A 24,482-nucleotide genomic window follows, 5' to 3' on the forward strand; every position below is an offset into this window, starting at 1 on the left:
GGCGGGCAATATCCGCCGCGCTCCGGAACTTAAAAACGGCCGGGCGCCGCCATTGGCGGGCCAAGCTGTCGACCACATATGTCGTGCCACCCTTTTAGAGGGCAGCCTTGACCTTTTGCGCGACGTCGGGGGAAACCCAGCCCGTCCACAGAGCCTCGTTTTCCTTCAGGAAGTGTTTCGCGCCATCTTCGCCGGTTGCCTGATTGTCGGTCATCCAGGCGATCAGCTTGTTGACGGTGTCGTTGGTCCAGGCGCGTTTGTTCAGATAGTCCATGGCCGGGCCGGCGCGGTCGGCAAAGGTCTTGCTGACCAGCGTCTGCACGTCGTCAACCTGCCATGCATTGGGCTTCGGGTCCGCGCAATCGGCAACCGAGGTGCAGCGCTTCCATTCGGCAGAGTCATATTCCGTGCCGAAGCCGAGCTTCACCATCTCATATTTGCCGAGCAGCGAGGTCGGAGCCCAGTAATAGCCTACCCACGGCTGTTTCGCTTCGTAAGCCTTGGCGACCGAGCCGTCGAGACCTGCGGCGGAACCGGTGTCCACCAGGGTGAAGCCGGCCTTTTCACCACCAAAAGCCTTGAAAAGCTGGGCGGTGACGACGGTGCCGCCCCAGCCCTGCGGGCCGTTGAAGACGGCGCCCTTTGCCTTGTCTTCAGGCGAGGGGAAGAGCTCGGGATGTTTGAAGAGATCAGGAATGGTCTTGAGATCGGGGTTGGCATCGGCGACATATTTCGGGATCCACCATCCCTGCACAGCGCCGTCCGACAGAATCTTGGCGGCCGCCACGACCTTGCCGCCCTCAAGTCCCTGTTTGACGATTTCCGGCTGCAGGCTGACCCAGGCCTCCGGCGCGATATCAGGCTGGCCCTTTTCGGCCATGGAGGTCAATGTCGGTACGGTGTCGCCTGTGACGATTTCAGCGCTGCAACCGTAACCCTTTTCCAGAATGATCTTGTCGAGATTGGCGGCGACTTCAGCGGATTGCCAGTTCATGCTGGCGATCGTGACGTTTCCACAGTCCGCAGCAAAGGCTGCACCGCCTGTAAGGGCGAAGCCGGCGGAAAGAATTGTGGCACCCAAAAGTATTTTCATTTTTGTTCCCTCTGGTCGCGGTGTGCGAAGACCCGGGCGCTGACGGCACCGCGACCGCCAGCACCCGCATTGAGCGTTAATAATTACTTTGTTGCCGTTCCGTTTGCGGCAGTTTTTGGCGTATTGAGGATGGCAATCGTCAATCAATCATCACGCTTGTGGGGTGCTTCTGCGAAATTTGCGGCGTGCGAATTCCCCAGTCTTGCCGGTCGCGCTTCTGAAAAGCCGTGAACAACAAGCAGAAGTTTCTGTTTTCTTGGACATTTATTCCGTTCTGTACTACGGAAAATTTCGTCTCTTTTTTGTGGTGATATTGAATGACCAATCTTCGTGCTGCCCCGGTATGGCCGATCGGCGGCGGTGAAACGGGTGAGCTTGTGCGTGGCTTCGACTGGTCGAAGACATCGCTCGGTCCGATTAGCGACTGGCCGCAGAATTTGAGGCAGAAGGCCAATTCCGTCGTCAACTCTCCCATTCCGCAGGTGCTGATGTGGGGTGCGGATCATGTGATGATCTACAATGACGGCTATGCGGAAATTGCCGGCAATTATCACCCGCGGGCGCTGGGCGGAACGGTGCCAGGTATCTGGCCCGAGATCTGGGACTGGAACAGCCGCATTCTGGAGGCTGGCTTTCGTGGCGAGGTCATGGCTTATCGCGACCAGCCGATGACGCTGATGCGGCACGGTCAGCCGGAAGAGGTGATCTTCGATCTGTTCTATACGCCGATCTACAATGATGGCGGCGCGGTGGACGGCGTCCTGTGCACGGTGCTTGAAAACACCGAAAAGGTGAAGGCCGTGGAGGCGCTGGAGCAGAGCCGCAAGGAGCTGAGCCGGCTTACCAATGCCCTGCCAATCCTGGTGGGATATGTCGATCGCGACTATGTCTATAAATTCGCCAATGACGGTTATCTGGAGTGGTTCGGCCGCAGCGCCGAGGAGGTGATCGGCCGTAGCGTTCCGGAAATTGTTGGAGACGCGTTCTTCAGTTCGCGCAGGGCCTATCTCGATCGTGCGCTCGGCGGCGAAAAGATCGTTTCGGATACGGTGATCAGAAGACCGGATGGCAGCAAGCGAGCCGCCGAAATCCGTTATGTTCCCCGCTATATCGCAGATGGTTCGGTTGACGGCATTTATGTGCTGATCATCGATATCGAGGACCGGAAACGTTCCGAGCACGAAATCGTGCTTAGCAATAACCGTTTCCGCGCCGCTGTTGATGCGGTCCACGGCGTGCTTTGGACCAATACCGCCGACGGCATGATGCTGGGTGAGCAGCCTGCGTGGGGTGCACTTACCGGGCAGAGCTTCGACGAGTATCAGGGGTTCGGCTGGGTCGAAGCGGTTCATCCCGAAGACAGGGACCATTCGCTGGAAAGCTGGACAAAAGCCGTTTCCGCGCGGGCGACCTATATTTGGGAGCATCGCGTTCGCCGCCATGACGGCGTCTACCGCACATTTGCGATCCGTGGCGTTCCGATTTTCGACAATTCCGGTGATATTGCGGAATGGGTGGGTGTCCACACGGATATCACCGAACAGCGGCTGGCCGAGAACACGCTTAAAGAACATGCCAGCAATCTGGAACGCGAGATTCGCCACCGCATAAGAGCGGAAGAGCAGCTTCGCCAATTGAATGAAGGGCTGGAAGCGCGGGTCGAGACGGAAATCGCCGAGCGCCGCCAGACCGAAAGAGCGTTGCAGCAGGCGCAGAAAATGGAATCCATCGGCCAGTTGACCGGTGGCGTCGCGCATGATTTCAACAATCTTCTTCAGGTAATCGCGGGCAATCTGCAATTGCTGTCAAAGGACGTGATTGGCAACGAGCGTGCCGAACGGCGGCTGGAAAATGCGCTGGCCGGCGTTCATCGCGGTGCCAAGCTTGCAAGCCAGCTTCTGGCCTTTGGCCGCCGTCAGGCGCTGGAACCGCGCGTTATCAACATCTCCCGCTTCGTTACCGGCATGGACGATCTCCTGCGCCGTTCGCTTGGTGAGGCGATCGAGGTTGAGGTCATCACCTCCGGCGGCCTGTGGAATACCTATGCCGACCCCAACCAGGTGGAAAACGCTCTCCTTAATCTGGCGATCAATGCGCGTGATGCCATGGAAGGGCACGGCAAGCTGACAATCGAGGTCGGCAATGCGGTTCTCGATCGCGATTACGCGCGCAAGCATTCGGAAGTCTCGCCGGGGCAATATGTCATGCTGGCTGTTACCGATACCGGATCGGGCATGTCGCCGGACATTCTGGAAAAGGTGTTCGAGCCGTTCTTTTCGACGAAACCGGAAGGCAAGGGCACCGGTCTCGGCCTTTCGATGGTCTACGGTTTTGCAAAACAGTCCAGTGGCCATGTCAACATCTATAGCGAGGTGGGGCAGGGCACGACGGTGAAGATGTATCTACCGCGTTCCGCCGCCGACGAGGACAGGGAAGTGGTGATACCGACTGGCCCCGTCGAGGGTGGCACGGAAACGATCCTTGTGGTGGAGGATGACGAGGAGGTGCGCAGCACCGTCGTCGAGACACTGAGCGATCTCGGTTACCGCGTGCTCACTGCCCGCGATGCGCAGGCTGGTTTGACGGTGGTCGAAAGCGGCATTCCGATTGACGTCATCTTCACCGATGTGGTGATGCCGGGACCTTTGAAAAGCCGGGAAATGGCGCGCCGGGCGCAGGAAAGGTTGCCTAATCTCGCCGTTCTCTTCACATCCGGTTATACGGAAAACTCCATCGTGCATGGCGGCAAGCTGGATTCCGGGGTGGAACTGCTCTCCAAGCCTTACACGCGCGAAGCGCTGGCGCGGCGCATCCGCCATGTCATCGCCAATCGCAAGCAGGTTTCTCTCGCCAAGACGAGGCCGGTATCATCACCGCGTCATTCCAAAACCCCCGAACCCGCGGAGGTCGTCGGAGACGAGACCAGATCGGTTTGCGTGCTTCTTGTTGAGGATGACGAGTTGATCCGGATGAATTCGACCGAGATGCTGGCCGATAACGGCTTTGCCGTCGTCGAGGCCGGAAATGCTGTGCAGGCGCTAAAGGCGATCGAGACGGAAGAGATCGATGTTCTCGTTACCGACATAGGCCTGCCGGACATGAAGGGCGGCGAGCTGGCGGTTGAGGCATTGCGCCGGAAACCAGGACTAGCCATTGTGTTTGCCACGGGAGACAACCAACTGCCGAACGGGGCGCCGGAAACGGCAGTGCTTTTGACCAAGCCCTATGACGAACAGCAGATCGTCTCAGCTGTCGAACTGGCCCATACGGCAAACACGATGGCGGGCGAATAAACCGCCCGCCATCGTGTCTCAATAACCGCGCGTCATATCGACCGTTTCCGGTAGCGTGCCTGTTTCACGCCATGTCTTGACATTGCCTGCCACTATTTTCGCGGAACTTTCCCGGCTTGTCGGCGCGGAAATATGTGGCAGGACGGTCACTTTCGGGTGCTGCCAGAATGCGGAGGCGGGAGGTAGCGGCTCCTGTTCGAAGACATCGAGAACCGCATGCGAAAGCTGGCCGGAATCAAGCGCCGCGATCAGGTCATCGGCGACGACGACGGCTCCGCGGGCGAAATTGATGAGTGCGGCTCCCTTTTTCATGGCGCCGAGACGGTCGGCATTCAGAAGGCCGCGCGTCGCATCGGTCAGCGGCACCACACAGACGAGAATATCGCTTTTTTCCAGTAAGTCCTCCAGCCCGTCATCGCCCGTCAGCGTTGCCACTCCCTCGATTGCCTTGGCCGAGCGGCTCCAGCCGGAAACGTTGAAGCCTGCATGAAGCAGGCGTTGCGCCGCAGCCGTTCCGAGCGCGCCGAGGCCGAGCAGGCCGACGGTCATCTCGCCCGGATGCCGATAATCGAGTTCCTGCCAGAGGGCTTTTTGCTGGTTTTCGCGATAGGCCGGCATGTCGCGTTGCAGGTAATAGGTCCATGCCAGCACGGCTTCCGCCATCACGCGTGAAAGCTCCGGGTCTTTCAGCCTGACGATCGGCGGCGCCTTGTCTCCCAGTTCCAGCACGAGCCGTTCGACACCTGCCCACAGGCTGTGAATCCACGAAAGACCCGGCAAGGCTGCAATATCGGCTGGATCGGGATTGGCGACGATGGCGAAGTCCACCGCGCGTTTCTGCTCCCCGCTTAATTCGGAAAAGGAGAGGATTTCCTCTTCCGGCATGGCGTCGCGAAGCGCTTGCTTCCAGATGGCTTCCGCTTGCGCATTCATCCGCGAAACAAGGGCGATGGGTGATGGCATGAAACTGGTCCTGCTTGCTGGCGATTGGTTGGTCGCCATCAATGCGTAATTTTGCGGGCAACGCCATAGGCTGGATGGCAAAATTTGAGCTGCAAAAAAAAGCGGCCCGGTTTGCACCGGGCCGCTACACCATTCAGGCGTTTTCCTTCACCGGCGGTTTGGCGTCGCCGTAATAGGCCGCGAATGTCTCGTGATAGTGCTCAGAACCACCGGGGCCTGCATAACGCTGCAATTCCGTCATATCGGTCTTGTTGAGCACGATACCCAACGTCTTGTTGGCAATCTGCGGTTCGTTGGCCATCAGGTTCTGCACCATCTGGATCGGCGTCTTGCCCCATTCCGTCACGAAGACGAAACCATCGACCTGCGGTGCGAAGGCTTTAGCGTCGATGACGGGAACGACGGGTGCAAGGTCGACAATGATGTAGTCGCAGGCCTCACGCGCCGATTCGATGAATTTGCGCATGCCGGAGGAGGCAAGAAGCTCGCTTGAATGGGCAAACTGGTTGCTGGTGGAAACCGGCAGGATGCCCATTTTCGTGCGGGTATCGACCTTCACTGCCTGCGTCCACGGTATCTCGTCAAGCACGACCTCCACCAGACCGGCGGATTGCCGCGTTGTCAGCATGCGGCTGAGGCCGGGGTTGCGGATGTCGGCATCCACCACAAGCGTGCGCTTGCCGGTGGAGGCGATCAGACCGGCGAGATTGAGCGCCACGACCGATTTACCCTCGTTCGGCAGGCACGAGATGACGCCGATTACCCGGCACTGGCGTTCCTGGATAACGACATCAGCCGTCAGCTTCACGTTGCGCAGCGTCTCGGCAAAGCTTGAGCGCGGGCTGTCGACGGCAAGGCGTAGCATTTTCTGGAACGAGACCTGACCGTTTTCGTCGATGGTCGTGCTCTCGCTGCCGGGGGTGGCGGCAGGGGTACCCGACTTTGCGGTTTCTGCACCCCGTTCCCCGATAAAGGGCAGGTAGCCCAGAAAACGCATGCGCAGATTGTCGCGCACATCGTTGCCGGTGTGGAAAAAGCGATCCCGGAACTCAAGAAGCGCTGCGATGCCGCCGCCCAGCATAAGGCCGAGAATGACGGAAAGCGCCATGGTCATCGTCTTTTTCGGGCTGGACGGAGCTGTCGGCAGACCCGCTTCGGAGATGATGCGGGCCTTGGCGATCGGCAGCGACTGTTTCTGGGATGCTTCTTCGAAGCGGCCGAGGTAGGACTGGTAAAGTGTGCGCAGAGCGGTTGCCCGCTGCTCCAGCTCACGCAATTGCACCATGGTGATATTGGCCTGCGAATTGCGGCCCGCCACGCGGTCGATATTGTCGCGAAGCGATTGCACACGGGAATTGGAGACGTCGTATTCGTTCTTCAGGCTGCCCGTAACCTGCTGCAGTTCCTGGAAGATCTGCCTTGCAATCTCTTTCTTCTCACTCTCCAGCGCTACCGCCTGAGGGTGGTCGGCGCCGAATTGCTGGACGACGCCCTGCAATCGGTCAGAGATCGTGATGTAGCGCTTGCGAAGGTCCTGAATGACCGAGTTATCGGCATCCCGCGCGGAAACGACTGCATTGTCAACGGCTGCATCCGGTCCCCGGTCGATGATGGATTTGTACTGGCCATAACGTGCAGCAGCCGTCGCGACATCCGCCTGCGCGGCAATCAGCTGGCCGTTGAGATCGGCCAACTGGCCTTCCGACATGAGCTCGCCGCGCGAAGAAACGATATTATTGTCCGTCTTGAATTTTTCGACGGCAAGCTGGGCGGCCTGCGCACGCTGGTTCAGGTCGCTCATGCGCTCCTGAAGCCACACGGAAGCGCGCTCGCTGGCGTCGAAATTGGCGTTCAGCTGTTCGGTCAGATAGGCCTGCGCATAGGTCTTGGCGATGAGCGCGGCAAGCTGCCGATCCGTCGAACGGGTGGAAATGGCGATGACCGAACTGCGGCCGACACGCTCTACGATCAGCGATTGTTGCAGCACGGCGGCTGCCTTTTCGCGGCGTCCGGCGCGGATTGCCGCTTCGGAGGCCGGCGGATCTCCGGGCAGGATGAGATCGACGATACCGCGCACGGAAGATTTCACGAGATCGACCGGCGACAGCGACGGATTGACGATGGTGTCGTTCTCGTCGAGCTTGGCCTTGTCGACCACGGTCAGCGCCATTTCCTTGGATTTCAGAATTTCCACAGCACTGGCGATACGGTTGTCGACGATCTGGGCGGCAGGTACCGGCGATTCCTCTTCCGCGTAACGGGAAAGGCTTTCATCCAGAAGCACCTGAGTCATCGCGGTGTAAACGGGGGTTGCAAGCACCAGATAAAGGCCGGCCAGAACCACAGCGGCGATGACCGAGGCGGCAATGACATTGGCGCGGCGCACCACGGCTGCCCAGAGGCGATCGAGGTCAATAAATGTGTCGGCATCCTTGCCGGGATCCGGAAAACCGATGCTGGATTTAAAGGTCTTGTGGTGCATGGACCTACCTTGTGAATTAAAAATGGTACGCGGGAAGCCGAGCAACGCTCGGCTTCCCGCCCCCCGTTATTGATGTGCCGACCGCCTCCCCGGCAGCACGATTAAAGTCAGGCCGCCTGAACGCGGCTTTCATGGTTTGCGACGAGTTCCTTGACGGAAGCGAGAACCTGCGCCTCCATGTCGGCACGCATCAGCGAGAAAGCGACATTGGCGGCGATGAAGCCCTGCTTGCTGCCGCAGTCGAATGTGCGACCGCTATACTTCTGCGCATGGAAGGCCTGCTTCTCAGCGAGCCGCTTCATGCCGTCAGTCAGCTGGATTTCGTTGCCCGCGCCACGCTCCTGTTTGGCGAGAATGTCGAAGATTTCCGGCTGCAGAATATAACGGCCGTTTAGATAATAATTCGAAGGCGCCCTGGATGGTTCCGGCTTCTCGACCATTTCGGTCACCGCAAAGCCGTGATTGACCTTCTGGCCGACACCAACGACGCCGTAGGATGACACTTCTTCCGGCAGGCATTCCTCAACACCGAGGATATTGCCGCCGACTTCGTCGTAGAGTTCCATCAACCCGGCAATGCAGCCGCGTGCGCCATAGGAAACCATATCAGGCAAAAGCAGCGCAAAAGGCTCCTTGCCCACCAGTTCGCGCGCGCACCAAACCGCGTGGCCGAGGCCGAGCGGCACCTGCTGGCGCGTGTAGCTGACTGTGCCTGCGACTGGCAGCATCTTTTCAAGCTGCAGCACCTGCACCGTCTTGCCGGAGCGGGTGAGCGTGTTGATAAGCTCGGGCGCGCTGTCGAAATAGTCTTCGATGGCGGTCTTGTTGCGGCTGGTTACGAAAATAATGTGCTCGATGCCGGCCTGCATTGCCTCATCGACGGCATATTGCACGACCGGCCGGTCGACGATCGTGAGCATTTCCTTCGGCATCGCCTTGGTGGCGGGCAAAAACCGCGTGCCGTTGCCGGCTACGGGAATGACGGCTTTTCTGACAGTTTTGTTCAGGTCCATCGCGTTCTCCTTCATCAAGGTTTGATCTGTCCCCAGTCCGCTTGCAGATTTTTCGCGCACAGATTTGTCCGCTCACAAATTTTACGAAATCTGCCTTTTCACCCCAGTATTTGCTGCGGGCGCAAACATCGCGTTCCGCAACCTCTTCAGCCGCACGGCAATGGGCATTCTCAAATGGCCCAGCACGGCGGGATCTCTGATCGTTGTCTTCAGCGCGCCGATGATCGAGCGGCGCTTGATGTCTTCCACCAATGTCAGGAAGTTACGGGCCAGTTGCAGGCTACGGCTTCTGGCCTGCTGCGCATCCATGGCGGCGGGCAACAGCGCGTAGTGGCTCAGAAACTCCTGGTCCGCCCGCATCATTCCTTCGACGTGGTGGATTTCAAGGACGCGCGAGATCGAACCTTCGCGAATATTATAGATGTAGCCCGGTTTCGGCTCGATGACGCAGAGGCCGCCGGCGGCAAGCGCCGAGGCAAGCAGGATGTAATCCTCGCCGATGCGGATGTCCTCGCGAAAACGCAATCCCTCGCTATTTAGGAAATCGCGCCGGAACATCGGCTTCATGTAGCCGAAGTTGAAGGTGGAGCGGAAAAGGATGTTGGAGGAAATGAAGTCCTCAAGGGTAAGGACGGGTCTTTCCTCCAGAAACTCTTCCGAGAACATCGTTTCCATCGGCCTGCCGTCCGTATAAGCGACATCGAGATTGTCTACAGCGATCACTGCATTCGCCGCATCTGCCCGGCACATCATGCAGGCGGAACGGTCGGGGCGGATGACGTCGTCCGAATCGAGAACGGCGATAAAGCGTCCGGTTGCTGCGTCGATACCGGCATTGCGCGCGCCTCCCGGTCCGAGGTTCTGTTCAAGGGCAAGCAGCCGGACACGCGGATCGTTGGCCGCAATGGCCTCGACGAGCGAGATCGTCTCGTCGGCGGAGCGGTCATCCACGACGATCACCTCCAGCGTCACGCCCTGCTGGTCAAGCGCACTTTGAATGGCGGCTTCGATCGTCTCGGCGGCATTATAGGCGGCAATGACGAAGCTGATATCGGGCTGAGGGTTAAGGTTCTCCATCAGGTTGCCTCCACCGCGCCGTATTGGCGGATTTCGCGCACTCCGAAGGCGCCGCTTACCGAGCCGAGATGCAAGGCGCCGCGCAGGGCATAGCGGTTGCGGCGCACGGCGTTGAAACCGTTCAGGGCGGCAAAGACGGCGCAATAGAGAACTTTCGATCCTGCCTTCAGCACCTGCATCACGCGTCTTGCGCCGGGTTTCTTTTCGGCAAGCACACGGCCATGGGTCTGGCCGGAGCGGAAGCGACGTTTGGCAAGCCACATGAAACGGGCGCGGTTTTCCGGCACCGGCTCGGAGAGCACGGCCTTTTGCGCAAAGACGATGCGACCGCCCGAAGCATGGAGATGCGAGAAGAAATGCGTGTCCTCACCGCCGCTCTGGCCGAGCGCCAGCGCAAAACGCCGGTCCTTTACCGATGGGGCGTCCATCTTGAGAAGCGTGTTGCAGGTGTAGCCGGTGATGATCTCGCCATTCACCCAGACGGGCACGGTCGAGTGAAAATCGCCACGTTTCATCCAGCCCGGCGCATTCTCACGGTAAACCGCCGTCACTGGGCCAAGAACGACATCCGCGCCGGTTTCGCCTGCCTTTTCCATAAGTGCGGCCAGCCAGTGCGGCGGGGCGGTCTCATCATCGTCGATAAAGGCCAGATAGTCTGCCCGGCATTCAGAGAGGCAGGCGTTGCGGGCAATCGAGATATTCGATTTCGGGCAATGGACATAGGCGATCTCGAAAGGCGAAGTTTCACGCAGCCGATCCACACTTGCCTTGGCACTCGGTTCCTCATCATTGTCGGCAACGATCAGGCGAACTGTCACGCCTTCGGGCACTTCCAGTTCGAAGAGTGACAGAAGTGTGGCGACCAGCGCCGGACGTCTGTAGGTACAGATGCCGATATCGACGGTCTTTGAATTGTGTGGTTCGGTGACGATGAGGTCGGTCATGAGACAGCCTTTTTTCCCCGGAATTTCAGGAGTTCCAGCCAGAAGCCGGTGGACCACGCCAGATGCATCACCATTGCGGAAAAGGCGGCGAGCGGGCCGTATGGGTTTTTCTGACCTATTGCCATCCACAAGCCATAACCCACACATGCGGCGATCCAGAGGCCGAGCGGAATAAGTGCTGCCCAATGCACAAGCGACAGCAGGGCAAGCACGAAGACCGGCAGGACAGCCAGCGGAATCATCTGGCGGATCTTCGGGATCGAGCGATGTTTCAGCAGGTTCTTTGCCCGGCCACGGCCATAGGCGAGATATTGCTTGAACAGAGGCATGACGCTAGCGCGCGGATAATAGGTCATGCGGGTCTTGTCGGTCATCCATATACGGAAACCGGATTTGCGCAGCCGGAAATCCAGTTCGGCATCCTCGTTGTGGCTGAAGCTTTCATCGTAACCACCGACCGCGTCGAAGGCGGCGATCCGCATCAGCGCGTGGTGGCCATGGTCGATCCAGTGTCCCTTGGCGCCTTCGCGGTGCTTGGAGCCGCCATTGCCGAGTTTGGAATTCTGCGCAATCGCCGTCGCTTTCTGGAACAGGCCGTGCCCGACCGTATCCATGGCGACCACGACGGAATCCGCGCCGGTGCGATCCGCGTCCTCGATTAGCCGCTGGCAATAATCATCCGGATAATCGCCATGGGCGTCGATGCGGATGAGGTAGTCGAAATCCTCGCCGAAAGTGGATACGGCCAGGTTTATGCCGGCGCTCTGGATGCGCTTGGGATTGGGAAGGAGCGTAACGCGGTCATCCGTTACGGCGAAGGCGGAAACGATGTCGCGCGTGCCGTCCGTGCTGCCGCCATCGGCAACAACGATGCGGAAAATACGCCCATCCATCGCGCCGGTGAATTTTCGCAGCAACGCCTCGATCGTCTTTGCCTCGTTGAGGCAGGGAATGACGATCAGAGTTCTGATGCCGGAATGACCAAGACCTTCCATGATTTGCCCCCTACGCACTACACGGGTGAAAACGCAGCTTCACGGGCATGGCCGGAAGCGGATTTTGTAAGAGAGGACAATTGCTGGACCAGCTGACGGCAATCGTCGCGGTCGGTCAGCCATTGTTTCTTATCGAGTGCCGAGAGGGCGTCGAAGGCGTCCGTATACGTTTGTGGAGTCATAGTGTTGAAAAGAGCGGCCAGATCATCTGCACCGGCATTTTGCAGAACAAAACCGATATTGCGCTTTTCGATGAAACGAGCCGTTTCCGTGCCTGCAAGTGCAATCGGCAGGGTGCCGTAAAGGCATCCCTCATAGAGCCGATTGGGCAGCAGCCAGCTTGAATTCTGGCCTTCCTCGAAGAAGTCGATCGCCCAGGTGAACTGCACTTCATTATAGATGGTGGCCAGATCTTCAGGGTTTTTGTAGGCCCCGTGGAAATGCACATGCGGCGCGGCAGCCACGAAACCATCGAAATCCGCAAATTCCGAATAGGCCGGCCGGCCGCGCAGGATGATTTCGACCTTGCCATCCATGCGCCTTGCAAAATCGGCGAGGATTTCGAGCGATTTGCGGCATCGAAGCGCCCCAAACCAGCCGATTTTCCACGGTTCGCCGGAGGCAGGCGGGCGCGGTTGTGGGGTGGCTGCTACAGCGGCATCAAGCGCCAGCACCCTGTTTTCCTGCAACAGCACGGGAAGGTTCAGGCCGGAAACGGGTTTGAAATAATGCTCGACGAAAGCTGGAGAACTCGTCATCAGCAGCTTGGCATCCCGGGCGAAATAGCGCTGGGCCGCATTGAGAAGCTGCCCCGGCTTGCCCTCATTGAGAAGCAGGCGGTGAATGTCGAGACATTCGTAAACCAGTGCCGGCTGGCGGTCGTAAAGCGACATGGCCCGTTTTGCGAGAGCCAGCATTTCCAGGTTTCTGGCAAGAATGACGTCGGGCGTGGGGGTGCCGCGTAATGTTTTGCCGAGCGAGAGGCTGGCTTTGGCGACGGCTGCCATGCGCTGAAGAAACTGCCCATCGGCGGTTTCTCCGAGAATGACCGGCACCACGCCCTCGATCTCTGCAAGCCGGTTCTGTCCGCGCCGGAAGCCCGCCAGCGTGACCCGCGCGCCGCCCGCAACCAAGGTCAACACCCGCCGGCGAATGGCGGGGTCCGACAGATCATGCGCGAGATAAAGAACATGGATCATGCATGGGTTCCGGTTGGTTTCATGCGTCAAGGACGCCGAGGCTCAGGTTTAAAAAGGCAATCAGTTAAGGGCGCAGGCGATGGATTCGGGAAACTGGCATTTGTCGCCGAGCGCCGTGAAGGCGAAGCGGTCAACAATCATCTGTGTTGCGCCGGAATAGGAAAAGGCACCCATCCAGTCCTTCAACGTGTCGGTTCCCCACAGGCTGAAGAAAATCTTCTGGGCATTCTGCGGAATCTTGGTCTCATCCGTGACTTCGTGAACGAGCTTGCCGTTGACGTAGTAACGCAGGCGCTGAGGCTCCCACACGAAGGCGTAATCGTTGAAGCCAGCATCAGCTCCGCCTTCTACCGGCACCAGTTTCTCATTGCCGCCCTTGGCGGAAATATACTGGTTCAGCTGCACCTTGCCCGTATTCTTGCCCAAAACCTCGAAGTCGATTTCATCATGGGGCTTTTTGTCGGTCGGGCCGATATAGGTGAAAAAGGCGGAGTTCAACCCGGAGCCGGTAGCGGCTTTCATCCGTGCTTCATAGGTGCCGTAGCGATAACGCCCCTTGGTCTGGATTTCACCGCAGGCGAAGTTGCGGTCGCCGGACTTTGCTTCCTCAAAACCAAGCGTCAGCTGGCCGTTTTCCACCGTGGCCAGTTTCTTCGACCAGGTGCAGTTCTGATGCGCACCGTTGTTCCAGCCGTCGGAGACGTACCAGAACGACCGGTCCATCTGATCGAAATTCTCGATGAAGGATGCACCGTTGCCTTCTTGTGCCTGGCTCGGTGTCGTGAAGGGTGTCGCCAGCAGGGCGGCGGCGAGAAGAATGCGTGTCTGAACGCGGGTGACAAATGTTGTCATTGGTTCACCTCTGTCGTTGCGAATAAAGTGTTTCGGATGTGGGCGGGCCGATCATGGAGGCCCGTTTTGCAGCGAATTCGGACGTTGTCTTGCGTTTGCCGTTCCGGCTTCCGGTCAGCACGGCATAGACGGCCGGCAGGTATTTGCGGGTTTGTGCATTGCTCACCACCAGAATGACAAAGGCGGACAGCGTGGCGATGACATAGAAGGCGGGGTAGAAATCGGGTCCGCCCTTGTTCCAGACCATCCACATGATGACGAGCAACGGATAGTGAGCGCAGAATATCCAGAAGCTGAGGCTTCCGGTCTCGGAAAGCCGCTTGCCGAGCCTGCTCCGGATCAAAAGCGCCGACGACGCCCAGAAACCGAGCGCGCCAAAAACAGCGAGCAAATTGCGCGACATGTTCAGCCAGAAGGTGAACTCCGGGCCGGTGAAATAGAGGCCTGTTGCCAGCATGGCCGCAGCGACAAAGGTCAGCGCCATGATCGGGAAGGCGTAGGGATCGAGTGCCTTGACATCGACGCGGTGCAGCGCAAGTGCGATGCCCAGCGAGAAGCTGAACAGGATCGATTTCTTCTGGACGATGAAGATCGTCAGATCAGGCATGGCGGTTATGAAGAGCAGGATAGCGAGGGTTGGCAGCGCAAAGCGGCGCATGAGAAATGCAAGCACCGGCGACAGCAGGATGCAGACGAACAGGTCACGCAGGAAATAAAGCGGCACGTTTACCGGCAGTTCTTCGAGCGCCGTGCCATGGCTGATGATTTCACGCGGGCTGGCGTTCCAGAGGTCCGGGAAATAACCCACACCAACGTCAAACAGCTGGATAAGCAAAATTGCGGCAAACAACGCGCCATTCCACAGCAGGAATGGCAGCAGTACCGTTTTCGACTTCGAACGGATCGTCGCCGGATAATCGAACCCGCTCATGCCGCGACGAAACAGCAGATAGCCGGATATCGCGCTGAGACAGGGCACACCGATGCGAAACAGGGCGTCGCCCAGAAAAACACGCAGCCAGTCGAAGAAGCCGTAAAGGCCAAGAAAAGGGCTGGTTTCGGCATCGTGCGGCACATGGACGAACACGATTCCAGAGATCAGCAATATACGCATCAAATTGATACGGGAGGATAGGTTCTGATCGACAGTCACATCAGTCACCCCTATTGGGCGGCGTCCACCCACGCCGCGTTGCAACCAGAGCGAACTTAAGCCCGCACTCGTAAGTCTGGTTTCGACTTTAGGGTAAAATGTGGCGACGCGGGAAAAACACAAGCTTAGATATTGCGGGTGATTGTCTGGCGTTCCGGCATTCCGTGCGACTTAAAAAAATTAAGCAACTGAAAATATTTAATTTTTTCTAGATTTAAGTCGTCGCTAAAAATCGCCAGAGGAAGCGTTATTATCATTGTACGCGATATTGCATCGCAAAAAAATGGTTTTGCCATGCCGTCACGGAACACATATCCGTGACGGGTGAGACCTGTTAACGGCCGAAATGAGGCGCTTTCAGTGACGAGCCGCTAACCTTGGGTTGCGTTTTCACGCATTCGCCGCGATTTGACCATCCCGAGGATTTTTCCAAGCAGGGCGCGTTCCGTCAACAAAATCAGCACCGCATAGATGATACCGCCGACTGCGGCGCCAACGAGGACCTGAAGCGTTGCGCTGGGGATGCGTTCGGCAAGGATGTGAAGCAGGTAACGCACCGAAACGGCCATGACCAGCGCTGCAATCATCGGTCTGCTGCTGACATAGAGGCCGCTAAGAAAGGGTGTATCGCTTGCCTTGAACACCGCCCATGAGTAGGCAACCAGCGTCACCGCATTGACGATGCAGAGCCAAATCATCGCGTCGATCAGGCTGCCGTAGACGGCTGCAGCCCAGACGGCAACCGTGGTGACGATGGCACGGATCGTGGCCGACCAGAACAGAACACGCCCATAGCCGGCACCCTTGAGATAGGGGATAAACGTGCTGCATGGGGTCAGAATGGCTTTCGAGAGGGCAAGGAGACCGAGAACCGGCCAGGCATAAGCCCAGTTCTGCCCGAAAATCACCAGCATGGCCGGTTCGGCTACCGCCCAGAGGCCGAACATCATTGGCGCAAGCAGCACGGTCAGAACCTGCGTGCTGAACATCAGGGCATCACGCCGGCGCTGCGGATCGTCCATCATACGGCTGAAGGCGGGAAACAGCACGCCCATGACGGCCGACAGCACGACCTGATTGGGAATGCTGGCAAAACGGTTGGAGGCGGAATAGGCGCCCGCATCGGCAAGGCCGAGATGCCGGGCGATCACCACCATCGGCGACTGGAAGGTGACGAAATTGGCGATTTCCGATCCCATCAGGCCGGAGCTGAAACCGAGAAGCGGCACCAGACGGCGCGGTTTCATGACGAAACGCGGGCAATAGCGGGAAACGGCATATAGCCCGACAAGCCTGATGAGTGCGGCGGCGAAAAGCTGGATGATGAGCGCCCAGACTCCGAAGCCGAGAAGCGCCATAGCCACGGCCACAACCGCCGCGATGCTTTCAGACGCCATGCTCCACAGCGCGTCCTGGCTGAAGTTCATGCGCCGGGCAAGCAGTGAATAGGCGACATCACCCGCAAGTTGCAACGGAATGAGAAAGGCCATGATACGCAGCAGATAGGCACTTTCCACCGCACCCAGAAGCTCACCGAAGAACTCCGCGAAAATGTAGAGCGCGGCGGCCATGGTGCAGGAAATCGCTAGATTTGCCCAGAAAACGGTATGGATTGTATCCATATCCTCTTCTTTCTCGACGATCAGCGCCGAGGTCAGCCCCGCTCCGGCTATCATGGTCAGGAATTGTACAACCGTTAAGCCGACTGCAACCACACCAAATTCTTCCGGTGTCAGCAGTCGTGCAAGAATGGGAACGGTGACAAATTTAAGCCCGAATGTCCCTGTCTTAGACAAGACGCTCCAGCCGACATTCGTGGTGATGGTCTTTACATTTGGAGCTGGGGGCATACAAGCATCCTGTTTCTGGAGGCCGGCGGGGAGGAACGCCGGTGGGGAGTTGCCGATACCATCGGGGCCGCTTTTAGGATCGGGCCCGACACTTCTTGATCAACGCAAGGGGCGAAACAATGGCAAGATTTACTGTCGTCATTCCCTATTACCAAAAGCAGCACGGAATTCTTGGACGTGCGCTCGCATCGGTTTTTGCGCAGACTTACCAGGATTTCGATCTTGTCATCGTCGATGACGAATCGCCGTATCCGATAGACAATGAGCTTGCAGAACTTTCGCAAGCGCAGAAAGAGCGGATTCTCGTCATTAAGCAGACCAATGGCGGGCCGGGTGGTGCGCGCAATACCGGTCTCGACCATGTTCCTGCTGGCAGCGATTACGTCGCATTTCTTGACTCGGACGACATCTGGACGCCCGATCATCTCCAGAATGCGGCCTTCGCGCTGAAGACATTTGGCGGTGAGTGCTATTGGGCATCCATGCAGGCAAGTGACGAATTTTATTATCATTTCGCCATTTCCGAGCTGGAGAAGAACGAGGGCGCCGCAAGGCTTTCCGAGCGGCCTCTGGTGATCGAGCTGCCGGATCTGGCGAGCGTGATGCTGCGCAACTGGAGCTTCCTGCATCTCTCCTGCATGGTGATCGGCCGCCCGCTTTTTGAAAAGATACGCTTCGATCCGGCGCTCCGGCTTGCGGCGGAAGATGTGCTGTTTTTCTGCGATTCCATCCTCGCATCCAAGCGCACGCTTCTGTGTGACGATGCCGGTGCCATGCGCGGAATGGGCGTCAATATCTTCCACAGCATCGACAATACCTCGCCGGAATTCCTGCGCCAGCAGTTCAATACCTGGGTTGCGCTCGATACGCTGGAGGGGCGATTTTCGCGGCGGCCGGACGATGTGGCCTCGATCGCTTCCTATAAAAATACGGCGCGCAAACAGGCGCTCTGGAGCCAGGCGGGCAATCTGAAACGGCGCAAGGTGCCCGAATTCGGACTGCTGCTGAAGTGGGCGATGCGCGATCCGGCACTCCTGCGAGCAGCTTTTGAGCTCGGCGCAGGCAAAATAGTGCGGACAAGATGATCGAATTCTTGCCTGCAAGAATTTATATGTTTTTCACCCAGGAGTGACTTCATGAAACCTTACCACTGGGAATCGCATCACGGAAATTTTGGCGACGATCTCAATCTGTGGCTGTGGGACTTTCTGCTGCCCGGGCTGCGGGACGTGCATGACGATGTGATGCTCGTCGGTGTCGGCACGGTTCTCAATGATACATTGTTGCCCGCAAAGCAGCGCAAGCTTGTGATCGGCAGCGGTTATGGCTACGGCGCGGTGCCGGATACAAGCACCGGATTTTGGGACATTCGCTGCGTGCGCGGCGAAAAAACCGCAGCCAAATTGGGACTTTCTCCCGAAAAGGGCATTGTCGATCCCGCCGTGATGGTGACCGAGATGCCGGAGTTCCAAGGCCTGCCGAAACTCTACAAGAAAACCTTCGTTCCCCATTGGGAATCGGCGGAATTCGGCATGTGGGAAACGGTTTGCGAACCGGCGGGACTGACCTATCTCGACCCGCGCGGCGAGGCGATGTCGGTCATCCGCGCCATCGCCCAATCTGAATTTATCGTGGCCGAATCCATGCATGGCGCCATTCTTGCCGATGCGTTCCGCGTGCCATGGGTGGCGGTGAGCACATCTCCCTCGATCAACAGTTTCAAGTGGAGCGATTGGGCAGGCACGGTCGGTGTGGAGTATCAGCCGCGTTACGTGCCAGTTTCCACCCGCGCCGAGGCGGCGAAAAAGGGGTCGCGTTTCTGGGGTATGAGCTTCCCGCCGCCGCCAGCCCCCGTCATTGCCGAGGCTGGATCCGGTCCGGCGCATGAGGGCGATGTGCTGGTGCGGCCGCAGGCAAGCCAATCCCTGTCGCTGCGCAAACTGGCCAAGCAAGTGCTGGCAGCACCTTCCACGCTGGCGCTCTGGCAGGCAAGCCGTGCCGAACCGCGTCTCAGCCCGGATGGCAGGCTGGAGGAACGCAAGGAGCGTTTTTCCGCTGTTCTGGAAACGGTCAAACGCGATTATCTCTGAAGGCGGGTTGCCTCAGCAATTCCGGACACAGTCACCCCGGACTAGATCCGGGGTCCAGCGCGCTCAAGTCCTTGATCGCAAAAGACTCTCTTCATGGCGCAGACGCGCCATGACTGGATGCCGGATCTAGTCCGGCACGACGAATGAGAGAACATCGAACTTGCCATCATCCTCGCGGCTGGAGGTTTTCCCTCAGGAAACCGGCGTGCCGTCCAGCAGATAACGAATATCCCGAACCGGCGCCGGTTTGCGAAAACGGGCGGTCTTGTCGGTCCAGATGCCGCGCGTGATGGCCGGCAGGGCAGGCAGGCGCGCAAGAGCGTGGCTCAACGCGCCGCCCATCCCTTTCTGCTTTTTCGCATCGAGAAAATGGCGAAGCTCGAATTTCGCGCGGATGTGTTTTTCGTGCTCGAGCAGGATCGCCGTCTCGCTGGCCGACAGCTTGCAGCTGGTGAGAATGTCCTTGTCCGCTTCGTATAAACGGCGAAGATCTTCCGTGCTGTGACGGCCGCTCAACGAATTGCCGCGGACAATCGCCCCGTAACCGCAATGACGGATGACCTTGTAACGGGCACCCGCGGCAAGCGCGCGGGTATAAAGTTCGTAGTCTTCGCCGAGACGCAGGCGCTCGTCGTACCGCAACGCATGTTTGTCCAGAAAGGCGCGGCGGATCACCGGTTTCAGAAAGCCGGTTTCCCCGCGTTCCACGCCGGGTCTGGAAATATTGCCTTCCACGAACTCCGTCAGCGACAGAAACCGGGCCTGTGGTTCGAAGCGGGCCGGCTGCATGGACGACGCGCCCGGAACCGATTGCTGGATGAAGGCGATATTGTCGGCCACCAGATCCCAGTCGTCATTTTCCAGCATGGCGGCAAAACGGCCTCTGAAAAAAAAGTCGTCCGCATCGAGAATGCTGATGAGCGGTGCGGATGAAATCGAGATCGCATGGTTGCGGGCGGCCGAAGGGCCACGATTGACGTCGAATCGCACGACCCGCAAACGGCCGGTGCCGTCATCCGCCGCATGTGCGACATCGCTGGTCGTATCGGTGGAGCCATCGTCGATCACCATGACTTCGGCGACCTCCGGCTCCACAAGGGCGGAGCGGATGGCGATATCTATCGTATCAGATGCATTTTTCGCAGCGATGATGACGCAAATGGGCTGTGAACCGCTCACCATGTGTTGTCCTTCTGCTGTGACGAACCGTCAGGATTTGGTCAGCAGAAAGTGTCAGGGGTGTGGATGCAAGTGATTTTTTTGCGGCGCAATAAAAGAATGTGCGTGAGAGGTCACATATCGGTCAGTTTCGCGCCATGTGGCGGGGCGCTGCTTACCGTGTCCGGCGTCATGATCTCGGCGCTGCGATCAAGCGCGAAGGTTTCGCGCATCCGGCGTTTCTCCCGGGCGACCAGAACCAGAAGTGCAATAAAATAACCGGTTTGCAGAATGACGGCGCAGATGAGGGTCTGGATGAATGCCGTGTAGAACGACCCGTGGATGAAATATGTAGCGACCGCAAAGGCAAGCAATGCACCAATCATGCTGAAAAATACACGAGGTGCATACATGGTGCTCTCCTCCCGAGAACGATTTCTCCGTTTTTGGCTGCGCTGCGGCATTTTTTTTCTTTGCAATAATATACGATGAGACCGGTGTTGTTTCAACACACATATACTTCTTCTATCTCCCACGGCATGAAATTTCGGTAATCTTGATTGGTAAATTCCTTGGTAATCGGCGATTTGCCCGAATCGGTGTCCTCCGGCAGCGCAGATTCTTGCGTCTGACAGGCTGCAGAACCCTTCCCTGCAAGGCGTTAGCGGCCTTCTCTCCTGCGTAGCAGACTTCGTTAACCATCCAGCCTTTAAAAAGTCGGTATTGATTCCTCGAAGAGCAAGGTGCCCGCGTGACGACGAATTCGGAAGTAATCGCCTTTCCGGCAAAGAACCGTATTGCCAACGTAAAACGGTGCGCAACCATGCTCGACCGGCTGCATGGTGTGGAGGCGAATGATTTCTGGCGCAGGGAATGCCGTGAACTGGCCGCCTATCTGACGGGCCTCGGCTATGAGGACGCCGCCATGCGGCGCGAGGTCATGGAGTTTCAAAATGCGGTGCAGGCGGAGTTGTGGGCGGGGGATGCCACGCCCGAGGCGCGCCGCGACAGCCATTGAGGCTTTAAAAGTTTCGCATAAAAAAGCCGGCAGGTGTCGCACCGCCGGCTTTTCTGTTCGTATCTGTTTTTGATCAGGATGCGCCGGCACCGCGCGTGCGGGCAATGCCGTCGAGCGCCGGCTTATATTTCGGATCAAGCCGTGCCGCATGTGAATAGGACTTTGCGGCTTTCGCCATCTCGCCGCGGCGCTCATAGACCAGTGCCTGGTTGGCCCATGATTCTGCGACGTTGCCATCAAGCGAAATGGCGTGGTTGAAATCGGCGAAAGCGTTTTCGTCGTCGTTCAGCGCGACATAGGAAAGGCCACGGCCGTTATAGGGTTCCGGCGAGGTTGAGGACAGCGAGATGGCCTTGGAGAAGTCCTCGATGGCCTGGGCATGCTGGTTGCGCAGCTGGTAGATCAGGCCACGATTGTGCCACGCGCGGCCATCGGTGGTTTCGAGTTCGATGGCGCGGGAGAAGTCGTTGAAAGCTTCGTTGACGCGGCCGGACTGGCGGTAAAGATTGCCACGGCCGATCAGGGCTACGTCATAGCTCGCATTGATCTGTAAAGCGGCGTTGTAATCCTGCAAGGCCTGCTGCTGCTGGCCGGAATTGCGATACACGAGCGCGCGGTTGGCATAGGCCTGATAAAAGCGCGGGTTCAGTTGCAGCGCCTTGTTGAAATCCTCGATAGCGCGGCGCGAATCGCCGGCGCGGCCGTAAGCGGAGCCACGGACGTTATAGCCTTCCGGATCCTGAGGATTGGCGTTGATGACCGAGGTGAGCGAGGCAATGTTTTCCTGCGAGCCCTGGGCACGGTCGATCCTGAAGACATCGTCAGTCTGGTTGGACGTAGCGCAGCCGGAAAGACCGGCAAGGACGGTACAGACGACAAGGGAAACACGGAATCTCTTGTTGTTTTTCAGGAGCACCCGGCGCGTGGAGGCATCGGAGTTTTTCACAACACAGGCATCAACAGCGGTCATTCGGTGGGGGTTCCCTCGCAGGCCGGTCTCAAGATCATTCTCCGGCCACAAACACAAAGAGCGGCGGCGAATTGATCGCCCCCGCCCAACAAGCATTCAAAAACGTCCAAAAGACGGCCTATTAACGGCCTGCGCGCGGAGCTGCAACCAGACCTTCGCGCTGTGCGCGCTTGCGTGCCAGCTTGCGAACGCGACGAACAGCTTCAGCCTTTTCGCGGGCGCGCTTCTGGGAAGGCTTTTCGTAATAATCGCGCATTTTCATTTCACGGAAAATGCCTTCGCGCTGCATCTTTTTCTTGAGAGCGCGAAGCGCCTGATCAACGTTATTGTCGCGGACTAGTACCTGCACGTGAAACCCGTTCCTTTTGTTTGGTTGTCTTGCTGTGAGAATAAAGGCATTCGCACGCAAATAAAATCGTTCGTTCGGCCGTCGAGCCTAGCGATTGGTGACGTGCAATATCAGAACATTTGCAGCAAGTCCATACGGTACCGCATATTCAACAGCCAAAATCCAGCTATCCCGGCATTCTGCCTGCAATGTCGAAACAAAAGCATTGCGGCGTCGCAAAATGGATATTGCCTCCGATGCCGATTTGCCATGTGTATAATATGTGCCGGAGCTATGCTTTCGGCTTCTGGCCGGTTCTTGAGGAGCAGACTGCGAATGCGCAAATATTCCGTTTTTGCCGTGGCGCGCGAGGCGTTGCGGGGTCATAAGGGGTGGGATGCGCAATGGGCGTCGCCCGAGCCGCGCAAGGAATATGACGTCATCATCATCGGTGGCGGCGGCCACGGTCTTGGGGCCGCCTATTATCTTGCCAAGGAACACGGCATTACCAATATAGCGGTGCTGGAAAAGGGCTGGCTAGGCGGTGGCAATACCGGCCGCAACACCACCATCATCCGCTCCAATTATCTCTATGAAGAGAGCATGGATATCTACGAGCATTCCCTGAAATTATGGGAAGGCCTGAGCCAGGATCTCAATTACAACGTCATGTATTCGGCGCGCGGCGTTATGATGCTGTCGCACAATATTCACGACCAGCAGTCCTTCAAGCGCCATATCAATGCCAACCGTCTCTATGGCATCGACAATGAATGGCTGACGCCGGAACAAGCCAAGGCCTATTGCCCGCCACTCGAGATTTCCGGCAATGCGCGTTATCCGATCAACGGTGCTGCCCTCCAGCGGCGCGGCGGCACGGCGCGTCACGATGCGGTGGCCTGGGGATATGCGCGTGCGGCTTCCGATCGCGGCGTGCACATTATCCAGAATTGCGAAGTCACGGCCATCAGGCGCGGACCTGATGGCGCGGTCACGGGCGTCGAGACCAATCGCGGTTTCATTGGCGCAAAGAAAATCGGCGTTTCCGCCGCCGGCCACTCCTCCGTTCTGATGAAAATGGCGGATGTGCGTGTGCCTCTGCATTCCAACCCGTTACAGGCGTTGGTATCAGAGCCGCTGAAGCCGATCTTCCCCTGTGTCGTCATGTCCAATACGGTGCATGCCTATATCTCCCAGTCGGACAAGGGCGAGCTGGTCATCGGTGCTGGCACCGACCAGTATAATTCCTACTCCCAGACTGGCGGCCTGCAGATCATCACGCATACGCTTGACGCCATCTGCGAGCTGTTCCCGATTTTCCGCCGCGTCAAGATGATGCGCCAATGGGGCGGCATTACCGACAATACACCCGATCGCTCCGCCATTCAGAGTGTGACGCCGGTGCCAAATCTCTTTGTCAATTGCGGTTGGGGCACGGGCGGTTTCAAGGCGACACCGGGCTCGGCCAATCTGTTTGCGCATCTCATCGCGCGCGGCGAACCGCACCGTCTGGCGGCGGGGCTGACGCTCGATCGTTTCCGCACCGGACGCCTCATCGACGAGGCCGCTGCCGCCGCCGTGGCGCACTGATGCTGGCGGCGGTTATGCTTTCGGCAAACATGGGTGTTGCGGCGGCGGTCGTGCCGGCGGGCAATCTCATCCCCGAGATGGGGGATTTTCGTAGCCAGAAAATCCAGAGAATGCAGGGTGAACGCGACTGGCCTTTCGTGGCGGAAAAAGGCCTTTTGCTCTGCGCCCCGAGTCTCGCGGACAAGCTGGTCTATTTCGTCGGCGAGAAGGAAAATGGTGCGCAGGACCAGCCCTTCGCGATCGACACCGACATGATGGCGGTTGCCATCATCAATATGGGTCGGGCCTCGGCGCTGAAACCATTCGATAATTTCGAGCAGCTCTTGAAGCGGCTTTCCCCCTTCGTTGCGATGGGAAAGCGGCTGTGTGACCAACCCGCCGGAAGCATGCTTCCGGAAAGTTCTCTTTGAAGGT

At 58.2% G+C, this 24,482-nt stretch carries 21 protein-coding genes; 6 read left to right on the forward strand and 15 right to left on the reverse strand.

Annotated features, from left to right (window positions below; all coding sequences use genetic code 11):
• Window positions 1–94: 94 nt before the first annotated feature.
• Window positions 95–1,093: an ABC transporter substrate-binding protein gene (locus ASD46_RS07010; protein WP_004431723.1), complete on the reverse strand. Its 999-nt coding sequence runs from the start codon at window positions 1,091–1,093 to the stop codon at window positions 95–97.
• Window positions 1,094–1,410: 317 nt separating this feature from the next.
• On the opposite strand from ASD46_RS07010, the gene ASD46_RS07015 reads away from it, so the two are divergent.
• Window positions 1,411–4,386 carry a PAS domain-containing protein gene (locus ASD46_RS07015; RefSeq protein ID WP_060641907.1) on the forward strand — a complete coding sequence of 992 codons (2,976 nt, stop codon included), beginning with the start codon at window positions 1,411–1,413 and terminating at the stop codon, window positions 4,384–4,386.
• A gap of 18 nt (window positions 4,387–4,404) precedes the next feature.
• Here ASD46_RS07015 and ASD46_RS07020 read toward each other — a convergent pair whose 3' ends face one another.
• The 10 genes from ASD46_RS07020 to ASD46_RS07065 all read right to left on the reverse strand — a co-directional run bounded on the left by ASD46_RS07020 (window position 4,405) and on the right by ASD46_RS07065 (window position 16,914).
• Entirely contained in the window at window positions 4,405–5,349 is a 945-nt protein-coding gene (locus ASD46_RS07020; protein WP_060641927.1) for a 2-hydroxyacid dehydrogenase, read from the reverse strand.
• A 133-nt stretch (window positions 5,350–5,482) separates the two neighbouring features.
• Window positions 5,483–7,831 carry a polysaccharide biosynthesis tyrosine autokinase gene (locus ASD46_RS07025; protein WP_004431729.1) on the reverse strand — a complete coding sequence of 783 codons (2,349 nt, stop codon included), beginning with the start codon at window positions 7,829–7,831 and terminating at the stop codon, window positions 5,483–5,485.
• Window positions 7,832–7,938: 107 nt separating this feature from the next.
• Window positions 7,939–8,844 carry a UTP--glucose-1-phosphate uridylyltransferase gene (locus tag ASD46_RS07030; protein ID WP_004431732.1) on the reverse strand — a complete coding sequence of 302 codons (906 nt, stop codon included), beginning with the start codon at window positions 8,842–8,844 and terminating at the stop codon, window positions 7,939–7,941.
• A gap of 81 nt (window positions 8,845–8,925) precedes the next feature.
• Window positions 8,926–9,921, reverse strand: coding sequence for a glycosyltransferase family 2 protein (locus ASD46_RS07035; protein WP_013762053.1), 996 nt, complete (start codon window positions 9,919–9,921; stop codon window positions 8,926–8,928).
• Window positions 9,921–10,865 (reverse strand): glycosyltransferase family 2 protein, encoded by a 945-nt coding sequence (locus ASD46_RS07040; RefSeq protein WP_060641908.1) that lies wholly within the window; start codon window positions 10,863–10,865, stop codon window positions 9,921–9,923. Before ASD46_RS07040 ends, ASD46_RS07035 begins: the two co-directional genes overlap by 1 nt.
• A complete protein-coding gene (locus tag ASD46_RS07045) occupies window positions 10,862–11,860 on the reverse strand; it encodes a glycosyltransferase family 2 protein (protein WP_060641909.1) in 999 nt (332 codons plus the stop codon). Before ASD46_RS07045 ends, ASD46_RS07040 begins: the two co-directional genes overlap by 4 nt.
• 17 nt (window positions 11,861–11,877) lie before the next feature.
• A complete protein-coding gene (locus ASD46_RS07050) occupies window positions 11,878–13,059 on the reverse strand; it encodes a glycosyl transferase family 1 (protein ID WP_060641910.1) in 1,182 nt (393 codons plus the stop codon).
• 60 nt (window positions 13,060–13,119) lie between these two features.
• On the reverse strand, window positions 13,120–13,911 hold the full coding sequence (locus ASD46_RS07055) for a glycoside hydrolase family 16 protein (protein WP_004431747.1): 792 nt from the start codon (window positions 13,909–13,911) through the stop codon (window positions 13,120–13,122).
• A gap of 4 nt (window positions 13,912–13,915) precedes the next feature.
• Window positions 13,916–15,064, reverse strand: a complete 1,149-nt coding sequence (locus tag ASD46_RS07060; protein WP_004431750.1) for an acyltransferase family protein — start codon at window positions 15,062–15,064, stop codon at window positions 13,916–13,918.
• Between the two features lie 371 nt (window positions 15,065–15,435).
• Window positions 15,436–16,914, reverse strand: coding sequence for a lipopolysaccharide biosynthesis protein (locus ASD46_RS07065; RefSeq protein WP_013762058.1), 1,479 nt, complete (start codon window positions 16,912–16,914; stop codon window positions 15,436–15,438).
• A 119-nt stretch (window positions 16,915–17,033) separates the two neighbouring features.
• On the opposite strand from ASD46_RS07065, the gene ASD46_RS07070 reads away from it, so the two are divergent.
• Window positions 17,034–17,999: a glycosyltransferase family 2 protein gene (locus ASD46_RS07070; RefSeq protein ID WP_060641911.1), complete on the forward strand. Its 966-nt coding sequence runs from the start codon at window positions 17,034–17,036 to the stop codon at window positions 17,997–17,999.
• A 51-nt stretch (window positions 18,000–18,050) separates the two neighbouring features.
• Complete coding sequence (locus ASD46_RS07075; RefSeq protein WP_060641912.1) at window positions 18,051–19,004, forward strand: polysaccharide pyruvyl transferase family protein; 954 nt, start codon at window positions 18,051–18,053, stop codon at window positions 19,002–19,004.
• 192 nt (window positions 19,005–19,196) lie between these two features.
• Here the strand turns inward: ASD46_RS07075 and ASD46_RS07080 are convergent, their stop codons facing one another.
• Complete coding sequence (locus ASD46_RS07080) at window positions 19,197–20,186, reverse strand: glycosyltransferase family 2 protein (RefSeq protein WP_060641913.1); 990 nt, start codon at window positions 20,184–20,186, stop codon at window positions 19,197–19,199.
• Window positions 20,187–20,296: 110 nt separating this feature from the next.
• Window positions 20,297–20,575: an exopolysaccharide production repressor protein gene (locus ASD46_RS07085; RefSeq protein ID WP_019566541.1), complete on the reverse strand. Its 279-nt coding sequence runs from the start codon at window positions 20,573–20,575 to the stop codon at window positions 20,297–20,299.
• A gap of 338 nt (window positions 20,576–20,913) precedes the next feature.
• Between ASD46_RS07085 and ASD46_RS07090 the strand changes: the two genes are divergently transcribed.
• Window positions 20,914–21,180 carry a DUF6074 family protein gene (locus tag ASD46_RS07090; RefSeq protein ID WP_004431768.1) on the forward strand — a complete coding sequence of 89 codons (267 nt, stop codon included), beginning with the start codon at window positions 20,914–20,916 and terminating at the stop codon, window positions 21,178–21,180.
• A gap of 73 nt (window positions 21,181–21,253) precedes the next feature.
• Here the strand turns inward: ASD46_RS07090 and ASD46_RS07095 are convergent, their stop codons facing one another.
• Together ASD46_RS07095 and rpsU are read right to left on the reverse strand one after the other, a co-directional pair.
• A complete protein-coding gene (locus tag ASD46_RS07095) occupies window positions 21,254–22,150 on the reverse strand; it encodes a tetratricopeptide repeat protein (RefSeq protein WP_004431770.1) in 897 nt (298 codons plus the stop codon).
• A 121-nt stretch (window positions 22,151–22,271) separates the two neighbouring features.
• Window positions 22,272–22,499, reverse strand: a complete 228-nt coding sequence (gene rpsU / locus ASD46_RS07100; protein ID WP_003498359.1) for a 30S ribosomal protein S21 — start codon at window positions 22,497–22,499, stop codon at window positions 22,272–22,274.
• A gap of 315 nt (window positions 22,500–22,814) precedes the next feature.
• On the opposite strand from rpsU, the gene ASD46_RS07105 reads away from it, so the two are divergent.
• Both ASD46_RS07105 and ASD46_RS07110 read left to right on the forward strand, forming a co-directional pair.
• Window positions 22,815–24,068: a sarcosine oxidase subunit beta family protein gene (locus ASD46_RS07105; protein WP_004431781.1), complete on the forward strand. Its 1,254-nt coding sequence runs from the start codon at window positions 22,815–22,817 to the stop codon at window positions 24,066–24,068.
• Entirely contained in the window at window positions 24,068–24,478 is a 411-nt protein-coding gene (locus tag ASD46_RS07110) for a hypothetical protein (RefSeq protein WP_013762065.1), read from the forward strand. Before ASD46_RS07105 ends, ASD46_RS07110 begins: the two co-directional genes overlap by 1 nt.
• Window positions 24,479–24,482 lie beyond the last annotated feature (4 nt).

This window comes from Rhizobium sp. Root491 (genome assembly GCF_001427205.1).
In the GTDB taxonomy this organism is placed as follows: domain Bacteria; phylum Pseudomonadota; class Alphaproteobacteria; order Rhizobiales; family Rhizobiaceae; genus Agrobacterium; species Agrobacterium tumefaciens.